We start from the raw sequence: 18801 nt of genomic DNA, 5'->3' as shown, positions 1-18801 counted from the left end.
CGGGCTTCGTCCGGGGACCCCGCTCGTGGCCCGCGACGACCGTCGCCCCACGTCCTCGTGGCCCCGCTACCCCTGCTCGTCGCGCGGGGCGGCGGCCCTGCGGCTCCGGGGGAGCACCCTCAGCGCGTCCCCGATGTCCGCCACCTCGGTCACCTTCATGCCCGCCGGCACCTTCCCCGGATCCCCCGGGACCAGCGCGTGCGTGAAGCCCAGCCGGTGCGCCTCGGCCAGGCGTCGCTGCACGCCCGTGACCCGGCGGACCTCGCCCGCGAGCCCCACCTCGCCGATCGCGACGAGGTTCTTCGGGAGCGGCGTGTCGCTGGCGGCGGAGGCCAGGGCCAGGGCGATCGCCAGGTCGGCGGCGGGCTCGGAGAGCTTCACGCCGCCCACCGTCGCCGAGTAGATGTCCCGCTTGCCGAGCGCGCTGATCCGCCCGCGCTGCTCCAGGACGGCCAGCATCATCGAGACCCGGGAGGTCTCCAGGCCCGAGGTGGTGCGCCGGGGCGAGGGGATCTGGGAGTCGACCGTCAGCGCCTGCACCTCGGCGACCAGCGGCCGGCGTCCCTCCAGCGTGACCGTCAGACAGGTGCCGGGCACGGCCACGTCGCGCCGGGTCAGGAAGAGCCCGGAGGGGTCGGCCAGCCCCGTGATCCCCTCGTCGTGCAGCTCGAAGCAGCCGACCTCGTCCGTCGCCCCGTACCGGTTCTTCACGCCCCGGACCAGCCGCAGGCGCGCGTGCCGGTCGCCCTCGAAGCTCAGGACGACGTCCACCAGGTGCTCCAGGAGCCGGGGGCCGGCGATGGCGCCGTCCTTGGTGACGTGGCCGACCAGCAGCGTGGACATGCCGCGCTCCTTGGACGCCCGGATCAGCGCTCCGGCGACCTCGCGCACCTGGGCCATGCCGCCCGGTGCCCCGTCGATCTCGGGGGAGGCGACGGTCTGGACCGAGTCCATGATCAGCAGCGAGGGCTTCACGGCGTCGAGGTGTCCGAGGACGGCGGACAGATCGGTCTCGGCCGCCAGGTACAGATGGTCGTTGAGCGCCTTGATCCGGTCGGCGCGCAGCCGGACCTGGCTCGCGGACTCCTCGCCCGTGACGTACAGGGTGCGGTGCTCGTCGCTCGCGGCCTTCGAGGCGACATCGAGCAGCAGCGTGGACTTTCCGACGCCGGGCTCGCCGGCGAGCAGCACGACCGCGCCGGGCACCAGCCCCCCGCCGAGGACCCGGTCCAGCTCGTCCACGCCGGTGGAGCGGGCGGTGGCCTGCCGGCCGTCGACCTGGCCGATGGGGAGCGCCGCGGTGGAGACGCGGCCGGCGGCGGTGGTGCGGACGGCGGGCGCGCCGTACTCCTCGACCGTCCCCCAGGCCTGGCACTCGGGGCAACGGCCGAGCCATTTGGCGGTCGTCCAGCCGCATTCGGTGCAGCGGTAGGACGGCCGGTCCTTGGCGGATTTCGTACGGGCAGCCATGCGCCACACCGTAGCGGCCGCCACTGACACCGGACGCCGAGCCGGGAGGCCGCCGGGCGCACGGCATCGGAATGCAGCCTTCCTGTCCCCTTTCGAGGGATACCTTCACCCGTAAGGATTAAAAGTGTTCAACCGGTACGAAGAGTCCGCCCCGCCCTGCCTACGGTCACCCAGTGACGAGCAGCAGGCTGGAACCCCCCACCCACACCACCGGCGCACACCGGGCGCACCGGCGGGCGGCCGAAGGTCCCCGCACACTCGGTCAGCACCCGCCCGCCCGCTACGAGGCGTATCTGAACGGTCTGTTCACCTACTGCCTCTCGGTGCTCTGCGACCACGACGTCGCGACCGCCGTCCTCGGCGACGTCCTCGCCGTCGCCGAGCGGCACCGCGGCCGTTGCCCCTCCGACGAGGACGGGCGCAAGGCCTGGCTCTACGCGCTCGCGCGCTGGGCCTGTCTGCGCAGCCTCGGCGAGCAGCGCCGCAAGCGGCAGGGCGCGCACACCGGCCGTCCGGTCGCCGCGGCCCCGGAGCCGCCCCGCGTCTCCGAGGAGGTCGCCGAGCGCCGCCGCGCCGAACTGGCACTCCTGGCCTGGCCCGAGGCCGCGGGCACCACCCCCGAGCAGCGCGAGGCGCTGGAGCTCGCCGTCCGGCACGGCCTCGGCCACCGCGAGGTCGCCGCCGTGCTCTCCCTCGACCCGCTCGCCGCCCGCGAACTGCTCTCCTCGGCCGCCTGCGAGGTCGAGCGCACCCGGGCCGCGCTCGCGGTCGTGGAGACGGGGAACTGCCCCACCGTCGCCCGGCTGACCGGCGACCACCAGGTGCTGCTCTCCGCGGCCCTGCGCGCCGAGCTGGTCCGCCACGTCGACGACTGCCCGCGCTGTCGCAGGGCCGCCGAGCGGGCGGGCGCGGGCGGCCCGTGGCCCGGCGCGACGACGCTCACGCCCGCCCGGCTCCCGCTGGTCGAGGCTCCCAGGGCCGCCGCGTACGTGGCGATGCTGCACGTCCCACGCGCGCGTGCCGGCGCCCCGCGCTTCGGGTCGGCAGGGTTCCCCCTGGATCCCAAGGACCACGCGGCCCGCCGCGACCGGATGCGGGCCCGGGCGGTGACGACCACCGTCGTGGCGGCCGTGGTCGCGGCCCCGGTGCTCGCCCTGTGGGCCTCGTACCGCGGTGGGCCCGTCGGCGAGGGCGGCGCGGGAGCCCCGGTCAGCGCACGCGAGGCGGACGACCCGACGAGCCTCGACGGCGCCCCGTACGACCACTACGAGAACGCGGGCAACGCCCGCACCACCCCCGATCCGCGCTTCACCCAGGGCAGCCGGTCCCCGGACGTCTCGGTCGAGGTGATCAGCCCCGGCGGGCCGGTCGGACCGTCGCTGCCGGGCCAGGCGGGCCCCGGCCGGATCACGGTCGCGGCCCACGGGGACGGCGACACGACACTGCTCACCCTCACCGCCTCCGGCGGCTCGCCCGTCGAATGGTCGCTGTGGACGGACGCGCCCTGGCTGTACGTGAGCCAGGCCTCGGGCACGCTGCGGCCGGGCGAGTCGGTGACGGTGCGGATCTCCGTGGACCAGGCGCGCGAGCCCGCGGGCTCCTGGTCGGCCAGGGTCGGGGTGAACCCCTCGGGTGCCGTCGTACGGATCGACGGCCGCGGGGCGACCACGCCCGCACCTCCGACGACGCCCCCGCCGACGACCGAGGAGCCGCCTCCGGCCACCGAGGAGCCGACGACGCCGCCGACCACCGAGGAACCGCCTCCGACGACGGAGGAGCCGACGACCCCTCCGCCCACGACGGAGCCGACCCCGACGACCGAACCCCCCGCGTCCACGGACCCCGGCACCCCGGGCGGTTCGGACTCCCCGTCGACGCCGACGCCATAGCCGGGCGGGCCACCCGGCCCGGATCAGGGAACCCGGCAAGCGCCGCACGCAGCGGTGGCCGGGTGCCCCGCTACGAGCGAGTGCCCCGTTACGAGCGTGTGCCCCGCTACGAGCGGGTGCCCCGTTACGGCCGGGCGGGGTCCGCCGGGTGCGGGGCCACGAGCGGCAGCTGGGCGGCGAGCCGCGCCTCGCACAGCTCCACCAGCACGTCGTACGCCGCCTTGCCCATCAGCTCGGTCAGCTCCGGCCGGTACGTCACGTACACCGGCTCACCGGCCCCGTGCGCCGAGGTCGCCGACGTGCACCACCAGTGCAGGTCGTGCCCGCCCGGGCCCCAGCCCCGTCGGTCGTACTCGCCGATCGACACCTGAAGGATCCGGCTGTCGTCGGGGCGGTCGATCCAGTCGTACGTCCGGCGCACCGGCAGCTGCCAGCAGACGTCCGGCTTGGTCTCCAGCGGCTCCTTGCCCTCCTTGAGGGCCAGGATGTGCAGGGAGCAGCCGGCGCCGCCCGCGAATCCGGGGCGGTTCTGGAAGATGCAGGAGCCTTCCCAGCGGCGGGTCTGCCGCTCGCCGTCCTCGTCGAGCTGCGTCCAGCCCGTCTCCGTGCCCACGTCGTGGAACTGCCACAGCTCCGGAGTGAGCCGCTCCACGTGCGAGGCGACCCGCTTCTCGTCGTCCTCGTCGGAGAAGTGCGCGCCGAGCGTGCAGCAGCCGTCGTCGGCGCGGCCCGCCTGGATGCCCTGGCAGCCGCTGCCGAAGATGCACGTCCAGCGCGAGGTGAGCCAGGTCAGGTCGCAGCGGAAGACCTGCTCGTCGTCGGCGGGGTCGGGGAACTCGACCCAGGCGCGCGGAAAGTCGAGGCCCTTCTCGTCCGGTTCGCCCGGGCCGGAGGCCCCGCCCTGCTTCTTGGAGGTCTTCTGAGCCTTGGCAGCGCTGTCTTTGCCCGGCTTCGCCTTTTTCGTCTTTGGCACACCACCAGCGTATGCGGGCGGGAGCAGTAGCGTTCCGTCCATGAGACTCGGAGTCCTCGACGTCGGTTCGAACACAGTGCACCTGCTCGTGGTGGACGCCCACCCCGGCGCCCGCCCGCTGCCCGCGCACTCCCACAAGGCGGAGCTGCGGCTGGCGGAGCTCCTCGACGAGCACGGGGCCATCGCCCCGGACGGCGTCGAGCGGCTCATCGCGACCGTCCAGGGCGCACTGCAGGCCGCCGAGGACAAGGGCTGCGAGGAGGTTCTGCCGTTCGCGACCTCCGCGGTGCGCGAGGCGACGAACGCCGACGCCGTCCTGGATCGCGTGAAGCAGAAGACCGGTATCGACCTCCAGGTCCTCACCGGCGAGGAGGAGGCCCGGCTCACCTTCCTGGCCGCCCGCCGCTGGTACGGATGGTCCGCCGGCAAGCTGTTCCTCCTCGACATCGGCGGCGGCTCGCTGGAGATCGCGTACGGCATCGACGAGGAGCCGGACACGGCGGTCTCGCTGCCGCTGGGAGCGGGCCGGCTGACGTCGGGCTGGCTGCCGGGCGACCCGCCCGACACGGAGGACGTCCGGGCTCTGCGTCGCCATGTACGCGCCCAGATCGCCCGTACGGTGGGGGAGTTCAGCCGCTTCGGCAAGCCCGACCACGTCGTGGCCACGTCCAAGACCTTCAAGCAGCTCGCCCGGATCGCCGGCTCGCCCGGCTCGGAGAAGGGGCTCTACCTGCGGCGCGTCCTGACCCGCTCGTCCCTGGAGGAGTGGGTCCCCAAGCTCGCCCTCATGACCGCCGGACAGCGCGCGGACCTGCCCGGCGTCTCCGAGGGCCGTGCACCCCAGCTGCTCGCGGGCGCCCTGGTGGCCGAAGGCGCGATGGACCTCTTCGGCGTGGACGAGCTGGAGATCTGCCCCTGGGCGCTGCGCGAGGGTGTGATCCTGCGCCGCCTGGACCACCTGCCGGAGGAGTAGCCGCTCCACGCGCGCGTGGCGGGCCACCCACGCACCGCCGCATTGCGTACCGAGCGTGCCGCGACGCGACGCGCCTCACCGCGCCGGCGTGCACCGCGCGCGCCGCGTACCGAGCGTGCCGCGACGCGACGCGCCGCGACCGAGCGTGACAGGAACCACCTCCCCGCGCCCCGCCCCGCCCCGTACCCTGTCCTTCGTGGCAGAACCAGTGGTGCGCATCCCGGATGCGAAGGTCGCCCTGTCGACGGCCTCGGTCTATCCGGAGTCGACGGCGACGGCCTTCGAGATCGCCGCGCGCCTCGGCTACGACGGCGTCGAGATCATGGTGTGGACCGATCCGGTCAGCCAGGACATCGAGGCCCTGCGCCGCCTCTCGGACTACCACCAGGTCCCGATCCTCGCCGTCCACGCGCCCTGTCTGCTCATCACCCAGCGCGTCTGGTCCACGGACCCCTGGACCAAGCTCCGGCGCGCCCAGGCGGCCGCGGAGAAGCTCGGCGCCTCCACGGTCGTCGTCCACCCGCCGTTCCGCTGGCAGCGCCAGTACGCCCGCGACTTCGTCACCGGCATCTGGCGGATGGCCGACGAGACGGACGTCCGGTTCGCCGTCGAGAACATGTACCCGTGGCGGTACAAGGACCGCGAGATGCTCGCGTACGCCCCCGAGTGGGACGTCACCAAGGACGACTACCGCCATTTCACGGTCGACCTCTCGCACACCGCCACCGCCCGCACGGACGCCCTCGCCATGATCGACCGCATGGGCGACCGCCTCGGCCACGTCCACCTCGCCGACGGCAAGGGTTCGGCCAAGGACGAGCACCTGGTCCCCGGCCGCGGCAACCAGCCCTGCGCGGAGGTGCTGGAGCGGCTGGCGCTCACCGGCTTCGACGGCCATGTGGTCATCGAGGTCAACACCCGGCGGGCCATGTCGGCGGCCGAACGCGAGGCCGACCTCGCCGAGGCCCTCGCCTTCACCCGGCTCCACCTGGCCTCCGCCGGCCGCTCCCGCGTGCCCCGCTCATGACCGACCCGGCCGCCCCGCGCCGCCGCGGCCGCCCCTCCCGTACCGAGGAGGAGAGCGGACCGGGCGCCCGCGAACGCATCCTGGAAGCCGCCCGCGCGCAGTTCGCCGAGCGGGGCTACGACAAGACCTCCGTGCGCGGCATCGCCAAGGCGGCGGGGGTGGACCCGGCGCTCGTCCACCACTACTTCGGTACGAAGGACGAGGTCTTCGCCGCCGCGATCGAGGTCTCCTTCGAGCCCGCCCTCGTCCTCCCGGCGATCCTCGGCGGTCCCCTCGACGGGATCGGCGAACGGCTCGCCCGCTATTTCATCGGCGTCTGGGAGAACCCGGTCAGCCGCGCCCCCCTCCTCGCGATCATCCGCTCCGCGCTGACCCACGAGGCGGCGGCCAAGGTGCTGCGCGGCTTCGTCCTGCGCCGGCTCCTGGAGCGGATCGCCGGGGACCTCGACGTACCGGACCCCAAGTTCCGCGCGGAGCTCGCCGCCTCCCACATGATCGGGATCGCGATCCTGCGGTACGTCATCAAGGTCGAGCCGATGGCCTCCGCCGACCCGGAGGAGATCGTGGCCCACGTCGCCCCCACGCTCCAGCGCTATCTCACCGAAGCCTGACGGCCCCACCGAAGCCTGACGGCCCCGCCCCGCCCCGCCCGCCCGACCGAGCCCTGACCGGACCCGACCGCCACCCGGCCGAACCCCGCCCGGTCCTGACCGAAGGCTGAACAGCGCGTCCGCCATGCGGACACGACGTCCAGATCTTGGTCGTCCGGCGTACGCTCGACAGCAAGCACACCCATCACTGAGGAGCGAGCGACGATGCCCGAGCTGAGGTCCCGCACTGTCACCCACGGCCGCAACATGGCGGGCGCACGCGCCCTTATGCGCGCCTCCGGTGTACCCGGCGCGGACATCGGCCGGAAGCCGATCATCGCGGTCGCCAACTCCTTCACGGAGTTCGTCCCGGGCCACACCCACCTCCAGCCGGTCGGCCGGATCGTCTCCGAGGCCATCACGGCCGCCGGTGCCATCCCCCGCGAGTTCAACACGATCGCCGTCGACGACGGCATCGCGATGGGCCACGGCGGCATGCTGTACTCCCTGCCCTCCCGCGACCTGATCGCGGACAGCGTGGAGTACATGGTCGAGGCGCACTGCGCCGACGCCCTGATCTGCATCTCCAACTGCGACAAGATCACCCCCGGCATGCTGAACGCGGCCCTGCGCCTCAACATCCCGACGGTCTTCGTCTCCGGCGGCCCGATGGAGTCCGGAAAGGCCACGCTGGTCGACGGCACGGTCCGTACGCTCGACCTGGTCGACGCGATCTCCGACGCGGTCAACGACAAGATCTCGGACGAGGACATCCTCCGTATCGAGGAGAACGCCTGCCCGACCTGCGGATCCTGTTCCGGCATGTTCACCGCCAACTCGATGAACTGCCTGACCGAGGCCATCGGCCTCTCCCTCCCCGGCAACGGTTCGGCCCTCGCCACGCACACGGCCCGCAAGGCGCTGTACGAGAACGCGGCGCGCACGGTCGTCGACATCACCCGTCGTTACTACGACGAGGACGACGACTCGGTCCTGCCGCGCTCCGTCGCCACCCGCGCGGCCTTCGAGAACGCCATGGCCCTGGACATCGCCATGGGCGGCTCGACCAACACGATCCTGCACCTGCTCGCCGCCGCCCAGGAGGCCGAGCTGGACTACGGCCTGTCCGACATGGACGAGGTCTCGCGCCGTGTGCCGTGCCTGGCCAAGGTCGCGCCGAACGTGGCGCCCGGCGGCACGTACTACATGGAGGACGTGCACCGGGCCGGCGGCATCCCGGCCATCCTGGGCGAGCTGTACCGCGCCGGTCTCCTCAACGAGGACGTGCACACCGTCCACTCCCGCTCCATCAAGGACTGGCTGGAGACCTGGGACGTGCGCGGCGGCTCCCCGTCCGACGAGGCCGTCGAGCTGTGGCACGCGGCCCCCGGCTGCGTCCGCTCGGCGACCGCCTTCTCGCAGTCCGAGCGCTGGGAGACCCTGGACACGGACGCGGCCGGCGGCTGCATCCGCGACGCGGCCCACGCGTACTCCAAGGACGGCGGCCTCGCGGTCCTGCGCGGCAACCTGGCCGTCGACGGCTGTGTCGTGAAGACGGCGGGCGTGGACGAGTCGATCTGGACCTTCGAGGGCCCGGCCGTCGTCTGCGAGTCGCAGGACGAGGCCGTCGAGAAGATCCTCAACAAGCAGGTCAAGGACGGCGACGTGGTCGTCATCCGTTACGAGGGCCCGCGCGGCGGCCCGGGCATGCAGGAGATGCTCTACCCGACCTCCTTCCTCAAGGGCCGGGGGCTGGGCAAGACCTGCGCGCTGGTGACGGACGGCCGCTTCTCCGGCGGTACGTCGGGTCTGTCGATCGGTCACGCGTCGCCGGAGGCGGCGTCGGGCGGCACGATCGCCCTGGTCGAGGACGGCGACCGGATCCGTATCGACATCCCCACCCGCTCGATCGAGCTGCTGGTCGACGACGCCACGCTGGCGGCCCGCCGCGAGGCGCTGGGCGGGGTCTACGCCCCGAAGAACCGGCAGCGGAAGGTCTCGGCGGCGCTGCGGGCGTACGCGGCGATGGCGACGAGCGCGGACAAGGGCGCGGTGCGGGACGTCTCGAAGCTGGCCTGAGGCGACGACCGGCGCGGAGCCGGACCGGCCCCGGTCTCGTAGCCGAGCCGGCCGGCCCCGGCGCGCGGAGACGCGAGGACCGAGGACGCGGGGAGTGGGCGGAGACGCTCACTCCCCGCGTTCGCGCGTGTGCGCTACGATCACGGCTCGCTTCGTGCCGATGCTTGTCATGCTCACGATTGGGGAGTCGTATGCGTGCCTCCGTACGCCGCACCACCGTCGTCGCCACAGCGGTCGCCGCCCTCGCGGCCCTGAACACCACCCCGGCCGTCGCGGCGACGCCGGGCGATATCTGCGGCTCGGGCTACGTCCAGATCGACTCGCACACCCTGCGGAGCGCCTCGGCCGTTCTCGCCCGCGTCCATCTGCTCTACAACGCGTCCAACGGCACCAACTGCGTCGTCACCGTGCACGCCCCCGCCACCGAGGGCTTCGCCCTCCCGACCGGCGCCTGGCTCACCGTGAAGGGCTCGGCGACGAAGAAGGACCAGCGCACGTACAGCTCGTACGCCGGCCCGGTGCGGGCCCACGCGGCGGGGAAGTGCGTCACCTGGGGCGGGATGATCGAGGCGGGCGTGGGGACCTACACGTACACCAGCCCGTGGGAGCACTGCGGCTGACCCGTCGTCACCAGGCGGCCGGGTCCCGCCCGTCCACGGCGAAGACCGATCCGTCCGGCGCGGTCGCGAACACCCTGTCCCCGGCGACGACGGGCGCGGGCACGCTCGTCGCGTACCCGAGCCGCCCGTCCCGCAGCCGCGGTCCGGTCTGCCCGAGCATCGCCCCGCGCCCGGTGTCGACGGCGATCAACCGCCCGTCGGCCACGGAGAGATACAGCCGCTCGCCCGGCCCTAGGACCGGCGGGGAGACGCTCCCCGCGGCGGTCTCCAGCTCCCACAGAACGCGACCGGACGGGCCGGCCGCCGTGTCGAGGGCGGCGAGGTGGCCGCTGAAGTCGAGGAGATAAGCGGTGTCGCCGCGTACGGCGATCATCGGGTCGTAGAGCCGGTGCGGCAGGGCGGACCGGCGGACCGAGTGGTCGGCGGGGTCGTAGCGGACCAGGCCGTCGACCTCCATGCCGCGGTGGTGCGAAGCCAGGAACAGCGCGCCGTCCTCGGCGTGGGCGACCGGGGAGAGGTCGCCCTCCAGGAGTCGCTGCCACACCACCTCGCCGCTCGTGGGGCGCACGACGGCCACGCGGGTGCGGGACCCGTCGCCCGAGGCCTCGTGGACGGTCACGAGTCCGGTGCGGTCGTCGTAAGAGCCCAGATGGGGCGCCGTGAACCCGGGCAGGCCGTGGCGCCAGAGCTGCTTCCCGGTCGAGCCGTCCACGGCCCGGAGGCCGCCCGTCCCGGTGGACAGGGCGACGGCCGTGCCCGCGGGGACGGCCTGTTCGGCGGCGGGGGCGGGGGTGGTGTGCCAGCCGGGCGCGCCGCCGGAGGCCGCGTACGTGCGCAGGGGACCGTTCCGTGAGGGGAAGGCAACGAGCCCGCCCCGCAGTACGGACGGCGTGGACGGAGCCTGACCGGCGGCCGCCGGCAGCGACCAGAGCACCCGCCCCGTCTCGGGGTCGAGCCGGGCCGCCGCGGTGCCGCCGCCCGCGCAGTAGAGGGCGCCCGCGCCAAGGGCGCAGCTGGGCGCGGAGGGCTCGCCGTCCTTCCGCAGGACGGTCTGCCAGCCGTCGAAGGCGGCGGCCGCCTCGACCGGGTTCGGCCGGGGCGCGGGTTCGTCGCCGCCACCGCCGCGCAGCGCCACGAACGCCCCGCCGGCCGCGAGGACGGCGAGCGCGGCGGCGGCCACGACCGGCGGCCGGCGCCGACGGCGGGTGCGCGGCGCCTGGACCCGTACGGGAGTGTCCGCGTCCCACGCCCCCGACACCCCGGACGACCTGGGCGGGTCCGGGAGCGGGTCGGGCAGCGTGGGAGGCCTGCGCTGCGCCGGTATGAACGCCGCCGCCTCGTAGGAGGGCGGCAGCAGCGCCGACATGATCTCGGCCGGAGTCGGGCGCTCCGCCGGCTCCTTGGCCAGGCAGCGCGCGACGAGCGGAGCCAGCGCCTCCGGGATCCCGGTCAGGTCCGGCTCGTCGTGGACGACCTGGTAGGCGACGATGTACGGACTGTCGGAGTCGAACGGCCCGTGTCCCGTGGCCGCGTGCACGAGTACGGAACCGAGCGCGAAGACGTCCGCCGCCGGTCCGACCTCGCGGGGCCGCTGGAACTGCTCCGGCGCCATGAACGGCGGCGACCCGATCAGCTTCCCGGTCTCCGTGTGCAGATCGCTGTCGACCGGCCGGGAGATGCCGAAGTCGATGACCTTCGGTCCGGTGTCGGTGAGCAGGACGTTGCTCGGCTTGAGGTCGCGGTGGACGACGCCGGCCCGGTGGATGTCGCGCAGGGCCTCGGCGAGCCCGGCGGTGAGCCGGCGCAGTTCGGCGGGGGAGAGGGGGCCGTTCCGCTTCACCTGGTCGGCGAGGGTGGGGCCGGGGACGTACAGCGTGGCCATCCAGGGCCGTACGGCGTCGGGGTCCGCGTCCACGACGGGCGCGGTGAAGGCTCCGCTCACCCGGCGCGCGGCGGCCACCTCCTGGCGGAAACGGGCCCTGAACTCCGGGTCCTCCGCGTACTGTCCGTGCACCACCTTGACCGCGAGCCGCAGCCCGGAGGCGGAGGTGGCCAGATGGACCACGCCCATCCCGCCCGAGCCGAGGCAGGCCTGGAGACGGTACTCGCCCGCATACTCGGGCTCTTCCGCCTCCCGGTCCGCGCCGGTCCTGCGCATCGGCGGCATCGCCCACCCCCGTGTGGTCCCCGTCGAGTTCGCGCGCGTGCGCGACGCACGGAGCCTAGTCGATGGCACCTGGGATGTCGGAGGGGCTTGCTAGCCTGCGCGTCGCAGAGAGTGAATCGAAGCGGAGCGCTTTTGCGCCGACGGGGGAGGACGCCATGGGCGTGGAGGAGACGAAGGAAGCCGCGGCCGCCGCGGAGCTGGACGGGGTGGCCGCGATGAGCGTCACCCGGTATCCGGTCGCGCCGGGGGTGCGGGTCAATGTCCGCTCGGGGCCGGGCACGCAGTTCTCGGTCGTACGGATCCTGCCCGCGGGCACCTGGGTGGCGATCCGCTGCCAGACGCCCGGCCAGCGGGTCACCGGCCCGTACGGCACGACGAACATCTGGGACAACATCGCGAGCGGGGAGTTCATCTCCGACGCGTACGTGAAGACGGGCAGTGACGGGTACGTCGCACCGCGCTGCGGCTGACCGGTTCCTTCCCCGCCCGGGGATAATCGACCTCGTGAGCGACGAAGAGCAGACCGCCAAGGACCGCAGCGCCGAGCCCGGCGGCACCCCCGCCGGGCCGCAGCCCGAGGAGATCCGCTTCTTCGGGACGACCTGGGTGGAGCACGACGGGCAGTACGGGCTGCGCCGTGCCGGCGTCGCCGTCGGGGCGCTCGCCGCCGCGGCGGTGGGCTGCTTCGTGCTGCGGTTCGCCTACCAGGGGCTCGAGATCGCCGAGGTCGGCGGTCTCGTGAACATGCTCGTGGTGCTCATGTTCGCGGTCTGCAGCGCCATCGCCTTCCGTAAGACCTGGGAAGGCTTCGTCCGCCGCCCGGCCGACCCGGCCCGCGAGGACTCACTGCGCAGCCTCAAGATGATCGGCTTCATCGGCTCCCTCCTCGCCTACTTCTTCCGCTGCTTCGTCGAGGCGCCGGGCGAGAAGCTGCGCCGCGCCGAGTACGAGACGGCCCGCAGCCGGTTCGAGAAGCGCCGCGGCGCCCGCACGGGCAACCCGGCGGCCCGCAAGAAGCCCAAGCGCAAGTAACCCACGGGGCAGGAAGCCCCCTCGCACACCCGGCGCGGCCGCCGCCCGCGCCGCACGGCGATCGAGCACGTCGCGGCCCATGTCGCCGCTCTCGCCCCGCCCCCCGGCTCGGCCACGACCGACCGCTGCCGCACTTCTCCGCACCCCGGTGCGGAGGCAGCCCCCGTACCTTCCGGCGCACCCGCCGCCGGCCTCCGGCTCCCCGTCGGCCGCACCGCCGCCGAGCCCCCCCCCGCGATCCCGCAACGCCCATCAGGTCAGGGCGCGCTCCTTGACGCCCCGACCCCTCGCGCGCATTATTCATCGCATGATGAATTACTCGGAAGGGGGCCCCGCCCCGGCGATCGCGGCGCACGGGCTCACCGTCGTACGAGGCGACCGCACCGTCCTGCGCGGCCTCGACTTCGTCGTACCCCACGGCCGGATCACCGGCCTCCTCGGCCCCTCCGGCTGCGGCAAATCCACCCTGCTCCGGGCGATCGTCGGCACCCAGGCCAACGTCACCGGCACCCTCGACGTCCTCGGCCGCCCGGCGGGCGACGCCTCCCTGCGCTCCCGCATCGGCTACGTCACCCAGGCACCGTCCGTCTACGACGACCTCACCGTCCGCCAGAACCTCGACTACTTCGCCGCCGTCCTCCTCCCCGGTCGCGCCCACCGCGAGAACCGCCGCACCGCCGTCGCCCGCGCCATCGACGACGTCGACCTCGCCTCGCACGCCGACTCCCTGGCCGGCCGTCTCTCCGGCGGCCAGCGCAGCCGCGTCTCCCTCGCCGTCGCCCTCCTCGGCACCCCCGAACTCCTCGTCCTCGACGAACCCACCGTCGGGCTCGACCCCGTCCTCCGCCGCGACCTCTGGAACCTCTTCCACCGCATCGCCGCCGAGCGCGGCGCCGCCCTCCTCGTCTCCTCCCACGTCATGGACGAGGCCGAACGCTGCCACCGGCTGCTCCTCATGCGCGAGGGCGAGATCCTCGCCGAGGACACCCCCGAAGCCCTGCGACGCCGCAACGACACCGCCACCGTCGAAGAGGCCTTCCTCCACCTCGTCGACGCCGCCGACGCCCGCGCGGCCGTACCCCTCCAGGAGCCCCAGCGATGAGCAGCGCCCGCACCCTCGCCACCGCCGCCCGCGTCCTGCGCCAACTGCGCCACGACCCGCGCTCGATCGCCCTGATGCTCCTCGTCCCGTGCCTGATGCTCTTCCTGCTCCGGTACGTCTTCGACGGCAGCCCCCGGACCTTCGACAACATCGGAGCCTCGCTGCTCGGCATCTTCCCGCTGATCACGATGTTCCTCGTGACCTCGATCGCCACCCTGCGCGAACGCACCTCCGGCACCCTGGAACGCCTGCTCGCCATGCCGCTGGGCAAGGGCGACCTCATCGCCGGCTACGCCCTCGCCTTCGGACTCCTCGCCATCGTCCAGTCCGCCCTCGCCACCGGCCTCGCCCTCGGCGTCCTCGGACTCGACGTCGTCGGCTCCCCCTGGCTCCTCCTCCTCGTCGCGCTCCTCGACGCCCTCCTCGGCACCGCCCTCGGCCTCTTCGTCTCGGCCTTCGCCGCCTCCGAGTTCCAGGCCGTCCAGTTCATGCCGGCCGTGATCTTCCCCCAGCTGCTCCTCTGCGGCCTCTTCATCGCGCGCGACCAGATGCAGCCCGTCCTCGAAGGCATCTCCGACGCGCTGCCCATGTCCTACGCCGTCGACGGCATGAACGAAGTCCTCCGCCAGCCCGACATCACCGGCGACTTCCTCCGCGACGCCCTCGTCGTCGCCGGCTGCGCCCTGCTCGTCCTCGCCCTCGGCGCGGCCACCCTCCGCCGCCGCACCGCCTGACGCGCCACGGGGCGTACCGCCCCTCGGACGCCCCCACCGCACCCACCCCCACGGTGCGAGGATGTCTGTGCGCCCGGACGAACCGTCCGCGCGCAGATGGACCGGCACATGCCCCTTCCGGCGAGGTGAACAGAGCCATGACCCAGACCGTCGCAGTCCTCGGCACCGGCAAGATCGGTGAAGCGCTCCTCAGCGGCATGATCCGGGCCGGCTGGCGCCCCGCCAACCTCCTGGTGACCGCCCGCCGCACCGAGCGCGCCGAAGAACTGCACGCCCGCTACGGCGTCGAGACCGTCACCAACGCCGAGGCCGCCAAGCGCGCCGACACCCTCATCCTCGCCGTGAAGCCCCAGGACATGGGCCGCCTCCTCGACGAGCTGGCCCCCCACGTCACCGCCGACCGCCTCGTCATCAGCGCCGCCGCCGGTATCCCCACCTCCTTCATCGAGGAACGGCTCACCACCGGCACCCCCGTCGTCCGCGTCATGCCCAACACCCCCGTCCTCGTCGACGAAGGCATGTCCGTCATCTCCGGCGGCAGCCACGCCACTCCCGCGCACCTCGTCCACGCCGAGGAGATCTTCGGGGGCGTCGGCAAGACCCTGCGCGTCCCCGAGTCCCAGCAGGACGCCGCCACCGCCCTCTCCGGCTCCGGCCCGGCCTACTTCTACTTCCTCGTCGAGGCCATGACCGACGCCGGCATCCTCCTCGGCCTCCCCCGCGCCCAGGCCCACGACCTGATCGTCCAGGCCGCCATCGGCGCCGCCGTGATGCTCCGCGACAGCGGCGAGCACCCCGTCAAGCTCCGCGAGGCCGTCACCTCCCCGGCCGGCACCACCATCAGCGCCATCCGCGAGCTGGAGAACCACGGCGTACGGGCCGCCCTCATCGCCGCCCTGGAAGCAGCCCGCGACCGCAGCCGCGAGCTCGCCTCCGGCAACGGCTGACCGGCCCCCGGCCTACGCGGCCGCCGCGCCCTTCAGCACGTCCTCCGTCGACACGACCCGGGCGAACCGCCCGCCGTGCAGCGACACCGCCGTCGCCCGGGTCAGCTCCTCCGCCGTCGCCGCCCACCCGAACGGCCCCTCCAGGTCGAACGTGTGCATCGCGTCCAGCGGAAACACCACGTCGTACCCGAGGTTGCCGCCCATCCGCGCCGTCGTCTCGTTGCACATGTTCGTCTGGATCCCGACGATCACGATCTGCCCACGCCGGCCCTCGACGGCCCCGCCACCGGCCTCCCCGGTCAGCCACGCGTCCAACGACGGCTCCCCGTAGAACGCCGAGTTCACGCTCTTCGTCACCAGCAGCTCCGGCCCGTCCCCCTTCCCTCTCCGCTCCTCGACGAAGTCCTTGAAGTCGTTCCCCTCGTGCCCGACCCGCAGCGGCGACCGCGACCCGGCCGGCGAATCGTGCCGTACGAACACGACCGGCCGCCCCGTCCCCTGCCACAGGTCGATCAGCGCCGCGATGTTCTCCTCGGCGGCAGGGTTGTTCCGCTTCCCCCAGAACTCCTCCTCGAAGCCCTTCTGTACGTCGACGACAACCAGTGCTGCGTTCTCCGCGATCTCCATACCCACGATGCTGCCGCCCCGGGGCCGCCCCATCCAGCGGGAAGAAAGTCAGCGATCGATGGTTTACTGCCACCCATGCCGACAGCACCCGCCGAACCCCGTCGCATCGCCCTGATGGCGTTCCCCGGCATCCGCGCCTTCGACATCTCGGTCATCACCGAGGTCTACGGCAGCGACCGCCGCCTCCGTGGTCTCCCTCCCTTCGAACTCGGCCGCGTCGCCGCCGACCCGGCCACCCCCATCCCCCTCCGTGGCGGTCTCACCCTCACCCCCGACCGCCCCCTCGACTGGCTCGCCCAGGCCGACCTCGTCCTCGTCCCCGGTATCGAGGACCCCGACGCCGAGACCCCCGCTCCCGTGCTCGAAGCCCTCCGCCGGGCCCACGCCGCCGGAACCCCCGTCGCCTCTCTCTGCGCGGGCGCCTTCGTCCTCGCCCAGGCCGGACTCCTCGACGGCCGCCGCGCCGTCACCCACTGGCAACTCGCACCGACCCTCGCCGCCCGCCACCCCCAGGTCACCGTCGAACCCGACGCCCTCTTCGTCGAGGACACCGGCATCTGGACCTCGGCCGGCACCGCCGCCGGCATCGATCTCTGCCTCCATCTCGTCCGCACGGCCCACGGCGCCGAGGCCGCCGCCTCGATCGCCCGCTCGATGGTCACCGCCCCCTTCCGCACCGGCACCCAGGCCCAGTTCATCGAGCACCCCACACCCCGCGCCGACCGCGACGCCGACGCCCTGGCCGACGTCCGCTCCCACGCCCTCGCCCACCTCGACGAACAGCACACCGTCGCAAGCCTGGCCGCCCGCGCCGGTATGTCACCCCGCACCTTCGCCCGCCACTTCCAGGCCACCACTGGAACCACCCCCCTCCACTGGCTCATCGCCCAGCGTGTCGCCGCCGCCCAGAAACTCCTCGAACTCACCGACCATCCCCTCCCCGAAGTCGCCCGCCGCGCGGGCTTCGGCAGCGAGGTCACGATGCGCCAGCACTTCGCCTCGCACCTCGCCACCAGCCCGCGCGACTACCGCAGCGCCTTCCGTCACACGGCGGGCATCAACCCGATCGCCCGATAGGCACGGTCCACCAACGGCCGCGCCATCCCCCGGGCCCGCTCGGCCCCGTCCCGTAGCACCTGATCCACATGGACGGGATCGGCCGCCAGCTCCGCGTGCCGCTCCCGCACCGGCCGCAGCATCTCGATCACCGCGTCCGCCGTGTCCCGCTTCAACGATCCGTACGACTCATATACACCGGCCAAGGCTTCCGGGTTCCCACTCGTCGCGGCAGCCAGCAGATCGAGCAGATTCGCGACCCCTGGCCGGCCCTCCCGGTCGTACGCGACATCCCGCCCGCTGTCGGTCACCGCGCGCATGATCTTCCGCCGGACGGTGACCTCGTCGTCCAGCAGATAGACGATCCCCGCAGCGTTCTCGTGCGACTTCCCCATCTTCGAACCCGGGTCCTGCAGATCCATGACCCGAGCCCCCACCACCGGATGCGTCGCCCGCGGCACCGTGAACACATGTCCGTACCGCTGGTTGAACCGCACCGCCAGATCCCGGGTCAGCTCCACGTGCTGCGTCTGGTCCGCGCCCACCGGCACCTCGTCGGTCCCATAGGCCAGGATGTCCGCCGCCATCAGCACCGGATAGGTCAGCAGCGACAGCCTGACCCCCTGCCCGGCCGCCAGCGCCCGCGCGCCCTTCTCCTTGTACTGGATCATCCGCCGCAGCTCGCCGTCCGTGGCCGTGCACTCCAGTAGGTACGAGAGCCGGGCGTGCTCGTCCACATGACTCTGTACGAAGACGGTGCAGAGCTTGGGGTCGAGGCCGGCCGCCAGGAGCAGCGTGGCCGCCTGCCTGCTGAGCCGCAGCACCCGCGCCGGGTCGTGCTCGACGGTCAGGGCGTGCAGGTCCACGATGCTGAACAGCGAGTCCGACCGGTGCTGGTCCACCTCGACCCACCGCCGTACGGCCCCGAGATAGTTGCCCAGGGTCAGGTGCCCGGTCGGCTTGATCCCGCTGAAGATCCGCTTCATCGCGTTCGTTCTCCCTCTCTCCTGTGCGCCGGCCCGTCGGCCGCACTCCCGGAGGGGGATACGCGAACGGCCGCCGAGACGGCGGCCGCTGAGTGCATGCGTCAGTGAGGGCCGCCGGTCAGGCGGCCCACCACTGGGTTGTGTGCGCATGCGTGGTCATACGGAGAGAGTACGCCCGAGGACGGGGGTTGACACGGGATTCCCCGATACGTAGTGTTCTCCGAGTTGTCCGACGTGAGCACCGACTCCGGTCGGCCCCGGACAACCATTCCGCAAGACCCACTACCAGCTGATGGTGCGTTCGTCGTGCCGTCACGCTTTCCGTGCGTTTTTGCGAAATGAGGAATCCGCGTTCGAAGGTTTGAGCGCGAACCCCCGATTAGCGTCGGAGGCAAGGAATCCGCTAAAGTCTCACTCGTCGGAACGGCCCAACAGCCGCGAAGACAACCCCCTCTGACTGGGAATCAGGCCCGAAAGGATCTGATAGAGTCGGAAACGCCGGAAAGGGAAACGCGAAAGCGAAGAACGG

Annotated in this window: 17 protein-coding genes; 12 read left to right on the top strand and 5 right to left on the bottom strand. The window is 73.0% G+C overall.

The window, feature by feature from the left end; translation table 11 throughout:
• Nucleotides 1-66: 66 nt before the first annotated feature.
• A complete protein-coding gene (radA, locus tag M5362_RS15290; RefSeq protein ID WP_260228084.1) occupies nt 67-1470 on the bottom strand; it encodes a DNA repair protein RadA in 1404 nt (467 codons plus the stop codon).
• Nucleotides 1471-1643: 173 nt separating this feature from the next.
• Between radA and M5362_RS15285 the strand changes: the two genes are divergently transcribed.
• On the top strand, nt 1644-3359 hold the full coding sequence (locus tag M5362_RS15285) for a hypothetical protein (RefSeq protein WP_260228083.1): 1716 nt from the start codon (nt 1644-1646) through the stop codon (nt 3357-3359).
• A 124-nt stretch (nt 3360-3483) separates the two neighbouring features.
• Here M5362_RS15285 and M5362_RS15280 read toward each other — a convergent pair whose 3' ends face one another.
• Complete coding sequence (locus tag M5362_RS15280) at nt 3484-4332, bottom strand: hypothetical protein (RefSeq protein WP_260228082.1); 849 nt, start codon at nt 4330-4332, stop codon at nt 3484-3486.
• 40 nt (nt 4333-4372) lie between these two features.
• Here M5362_RS15280 and M5362_RS15275 point away from each other — a divergent pair, with 40 nt between their 5' ends.
• The 5 genes from M5362_RS15275 to M5362_RS15255 all read left to right on the top strand — a co-directional run bounded on the left by M5362_RS15275 (nt 4373) and on the right by M5362_RS15255 (nt 9621).
• Nucleotides 4373-5305: a Ppx/GppA phosphatase family protein gene (locus tag M5362_RS15275; RefSeq protein ID WP_260228081.1), complete on the top strand. Its 933-nt coding sequence runs from the start codon at nt 4373-4375 to the stop codon at nt 5303-5305.
• 196 nt (nt 5306-5501) lie between these two features.
• Nucleotides 5502-6332, top strand: coding sequence for a sugar phosphate isomerase/epimerase (locus tag M5362_RS15270; protein WP_260228080.1), 831 nt, complete (start codon nt 5502-5504; stop codon nt 6330-6332).
• Nucleotides 6329-6943: a TetR family transcriptional regulator gene (locus M5362_RS15265; protein ID WP_260228079.1), complete on the top strand. Its 615-nt coding sequence runs from the start codon at nt 6329-6331 to the stop codon at nt 6941-6943. The genes M5362_RS15270 and M5362_RS15265 overlap by 4 nt, the downstream gene beginning before the upstream one ends.
• A gap of 204 nt (nt 6944-7147) precedes the next feature.
• Nucleotides 7148-9001, top strand: coding sequence for a dihydroxy-acid dehydratase (gene ilvD / locus M5362_RS15260; RefSeq protein ID WP_260228078.1), 1854 nt, complete (start codon nt 7148-7150; stop codon nt 8999-9001).
• 191 nt (nt 9002-9192) lie between these two features.
• Entirely contained in the window at nt 9193-9621 is a 429-nt protein-coding gene (locus M5362_RS15255; RefSeq protein WP_260228077.1) for an acetyltransferase, read from the top strand.
• A gap of 7 nt (nt 9622-9628) precedes the next feature.
• Here M5362_RS15255 and M5362_RS15250 read toward each other — a convergent pair whose 3' ends face one another.
• A complete protein-coding gene (locus M5362_RS15250; protein ID WP_260228076.1) occupies nt 9629-11788 on the bottom strand; it encodes a PQQ-binding-like beta-propeller repeat protein in 2160 nt (719 codons plus the stop codon).
• Between the two features lie 155 nt (nt 11789-11943).
• Here M5362_RS15250 and M5362_RS15245 point away from each other — a divergent pair, with 155 nt between their 5' ends.
• The 5 genes from M5362_RS15245 (at nt 11944) to proC (ending at nt 15603) form a co-directional block, all read left to right on the top strand.
• Nucleotides 11944-12258, top strand: coding sequence for an SH3 domain-containing protein (locus M5362_RS15245; RefSeq protein ID WP_260228075.1), 315 nt, complete (start codon nt 11944-11946; stop codon nt 12256-12258).
• A gap of 34 nt (nt 12259-12292) precedes the next feature.
• The gene (locus M5362_RS15240; RefSeq protein WP_260228074.1) at nt 12293-12820 is read left to right on the top strand and encodes a hypothetical protein; all 528 of its coding nucleotides are present in this window, start codon (nt 12293-12295) and stop codon (nt 12818-12820) included.
• Between the two features lie 307 nt (nt 12821-13127).
• Nucleotides 13128-13922 (top strand): ABC transporter ATP-binding protein, encoded by a 795-nt coding sequence (locus tag M5362_RS15235; protein ID WP_260228073.1) that lies wholly within the window; start codon nt 13128-13130, stop codon nt 13920-13922.
• Nucleotides 13919-14656: an ABC transporter permease gene (locus M5362_RS15230; RefSeq protein ID WP_260228072.1), complete on the top strand. Its 738-nt coding sequence runs from the start codon at nt 13919-13921 to the stop codon at nt 14654-14656. The genes M5362_RS15235 and M5362_RS15230 overlap by 4 nt, the downstream gene beginning before the upstream one ends.
• Nucleotides 14657-14793: 137 nt before the next feature.
• On the top strand, nt 14794-15603 hold the full coding sequence (gene proC, locus M5362_RS15225; RefSeq protein ID WP_260228071.1) for a pyrroline-5-carboxylate reductase: 810 nt from the start codon (nt 14794-14796) through the stop codon (nt 15601-15603).
• Between the two features lie 12 nt (nt 15604-15615).
• Here the strand turns inward: proC and M5362_RS15220 are convergent, their stop codons facing one another.
• A complete protein-coding gene (locus tag M5362_RS15220; RefSeq protein WP_260228070.1) occupies nt 15616-16230 on the bottom strand; it encodes a cysteine hydrolase family protein in 615 nt (204 codons plus the stop codon).
• Between the two features lie 75 nt (nt 16231-16305).
• On the opposite strand from M5362_RS15220, the gene M5362_RS15215 reads away from it, so the two are divergent.
• Nucleotides 16306-17307: a GlxA family transcriptional regulator gene (locus M5362_RS15215; protein WP_260228069.1), complete on the top strand. Its 1002-nt coding sequence runs from the start codon at nt 16306-16308 to the stop codon at nt 17305-17307.
• Here M5362_RS15215 and trpS read toward each other — a convergent pair.
• Nucleotides 17274-18272 (bottom strand): tryptophan--tRNA ligase, encoded by a 999-nt coding sequence (gene trpS, locus M5362_RS15210; protein WP_260228068.1) that lies wholly within the window; start codon nt 18270-18272, stop codon nt 17274-17276. The genes M5362_RS15215 and trpS overlap by 34 nt on opposite strands.
• Nucleotides 18273-18801: the final 529 nt, after the last annotated feature.

The sequence above is a fragment of the Streptomyces sp. Je 1-79 genome, from assembly GCF_025195125.1.
Lineage (GTDB): Bacteria > Actinomycetota > Actinomycetes > Streptomycetales > Streptomycetaceae > Streptomyces.
This window is presented reverse-complemented; position numbering and strand designations above follow the sequence as displayed.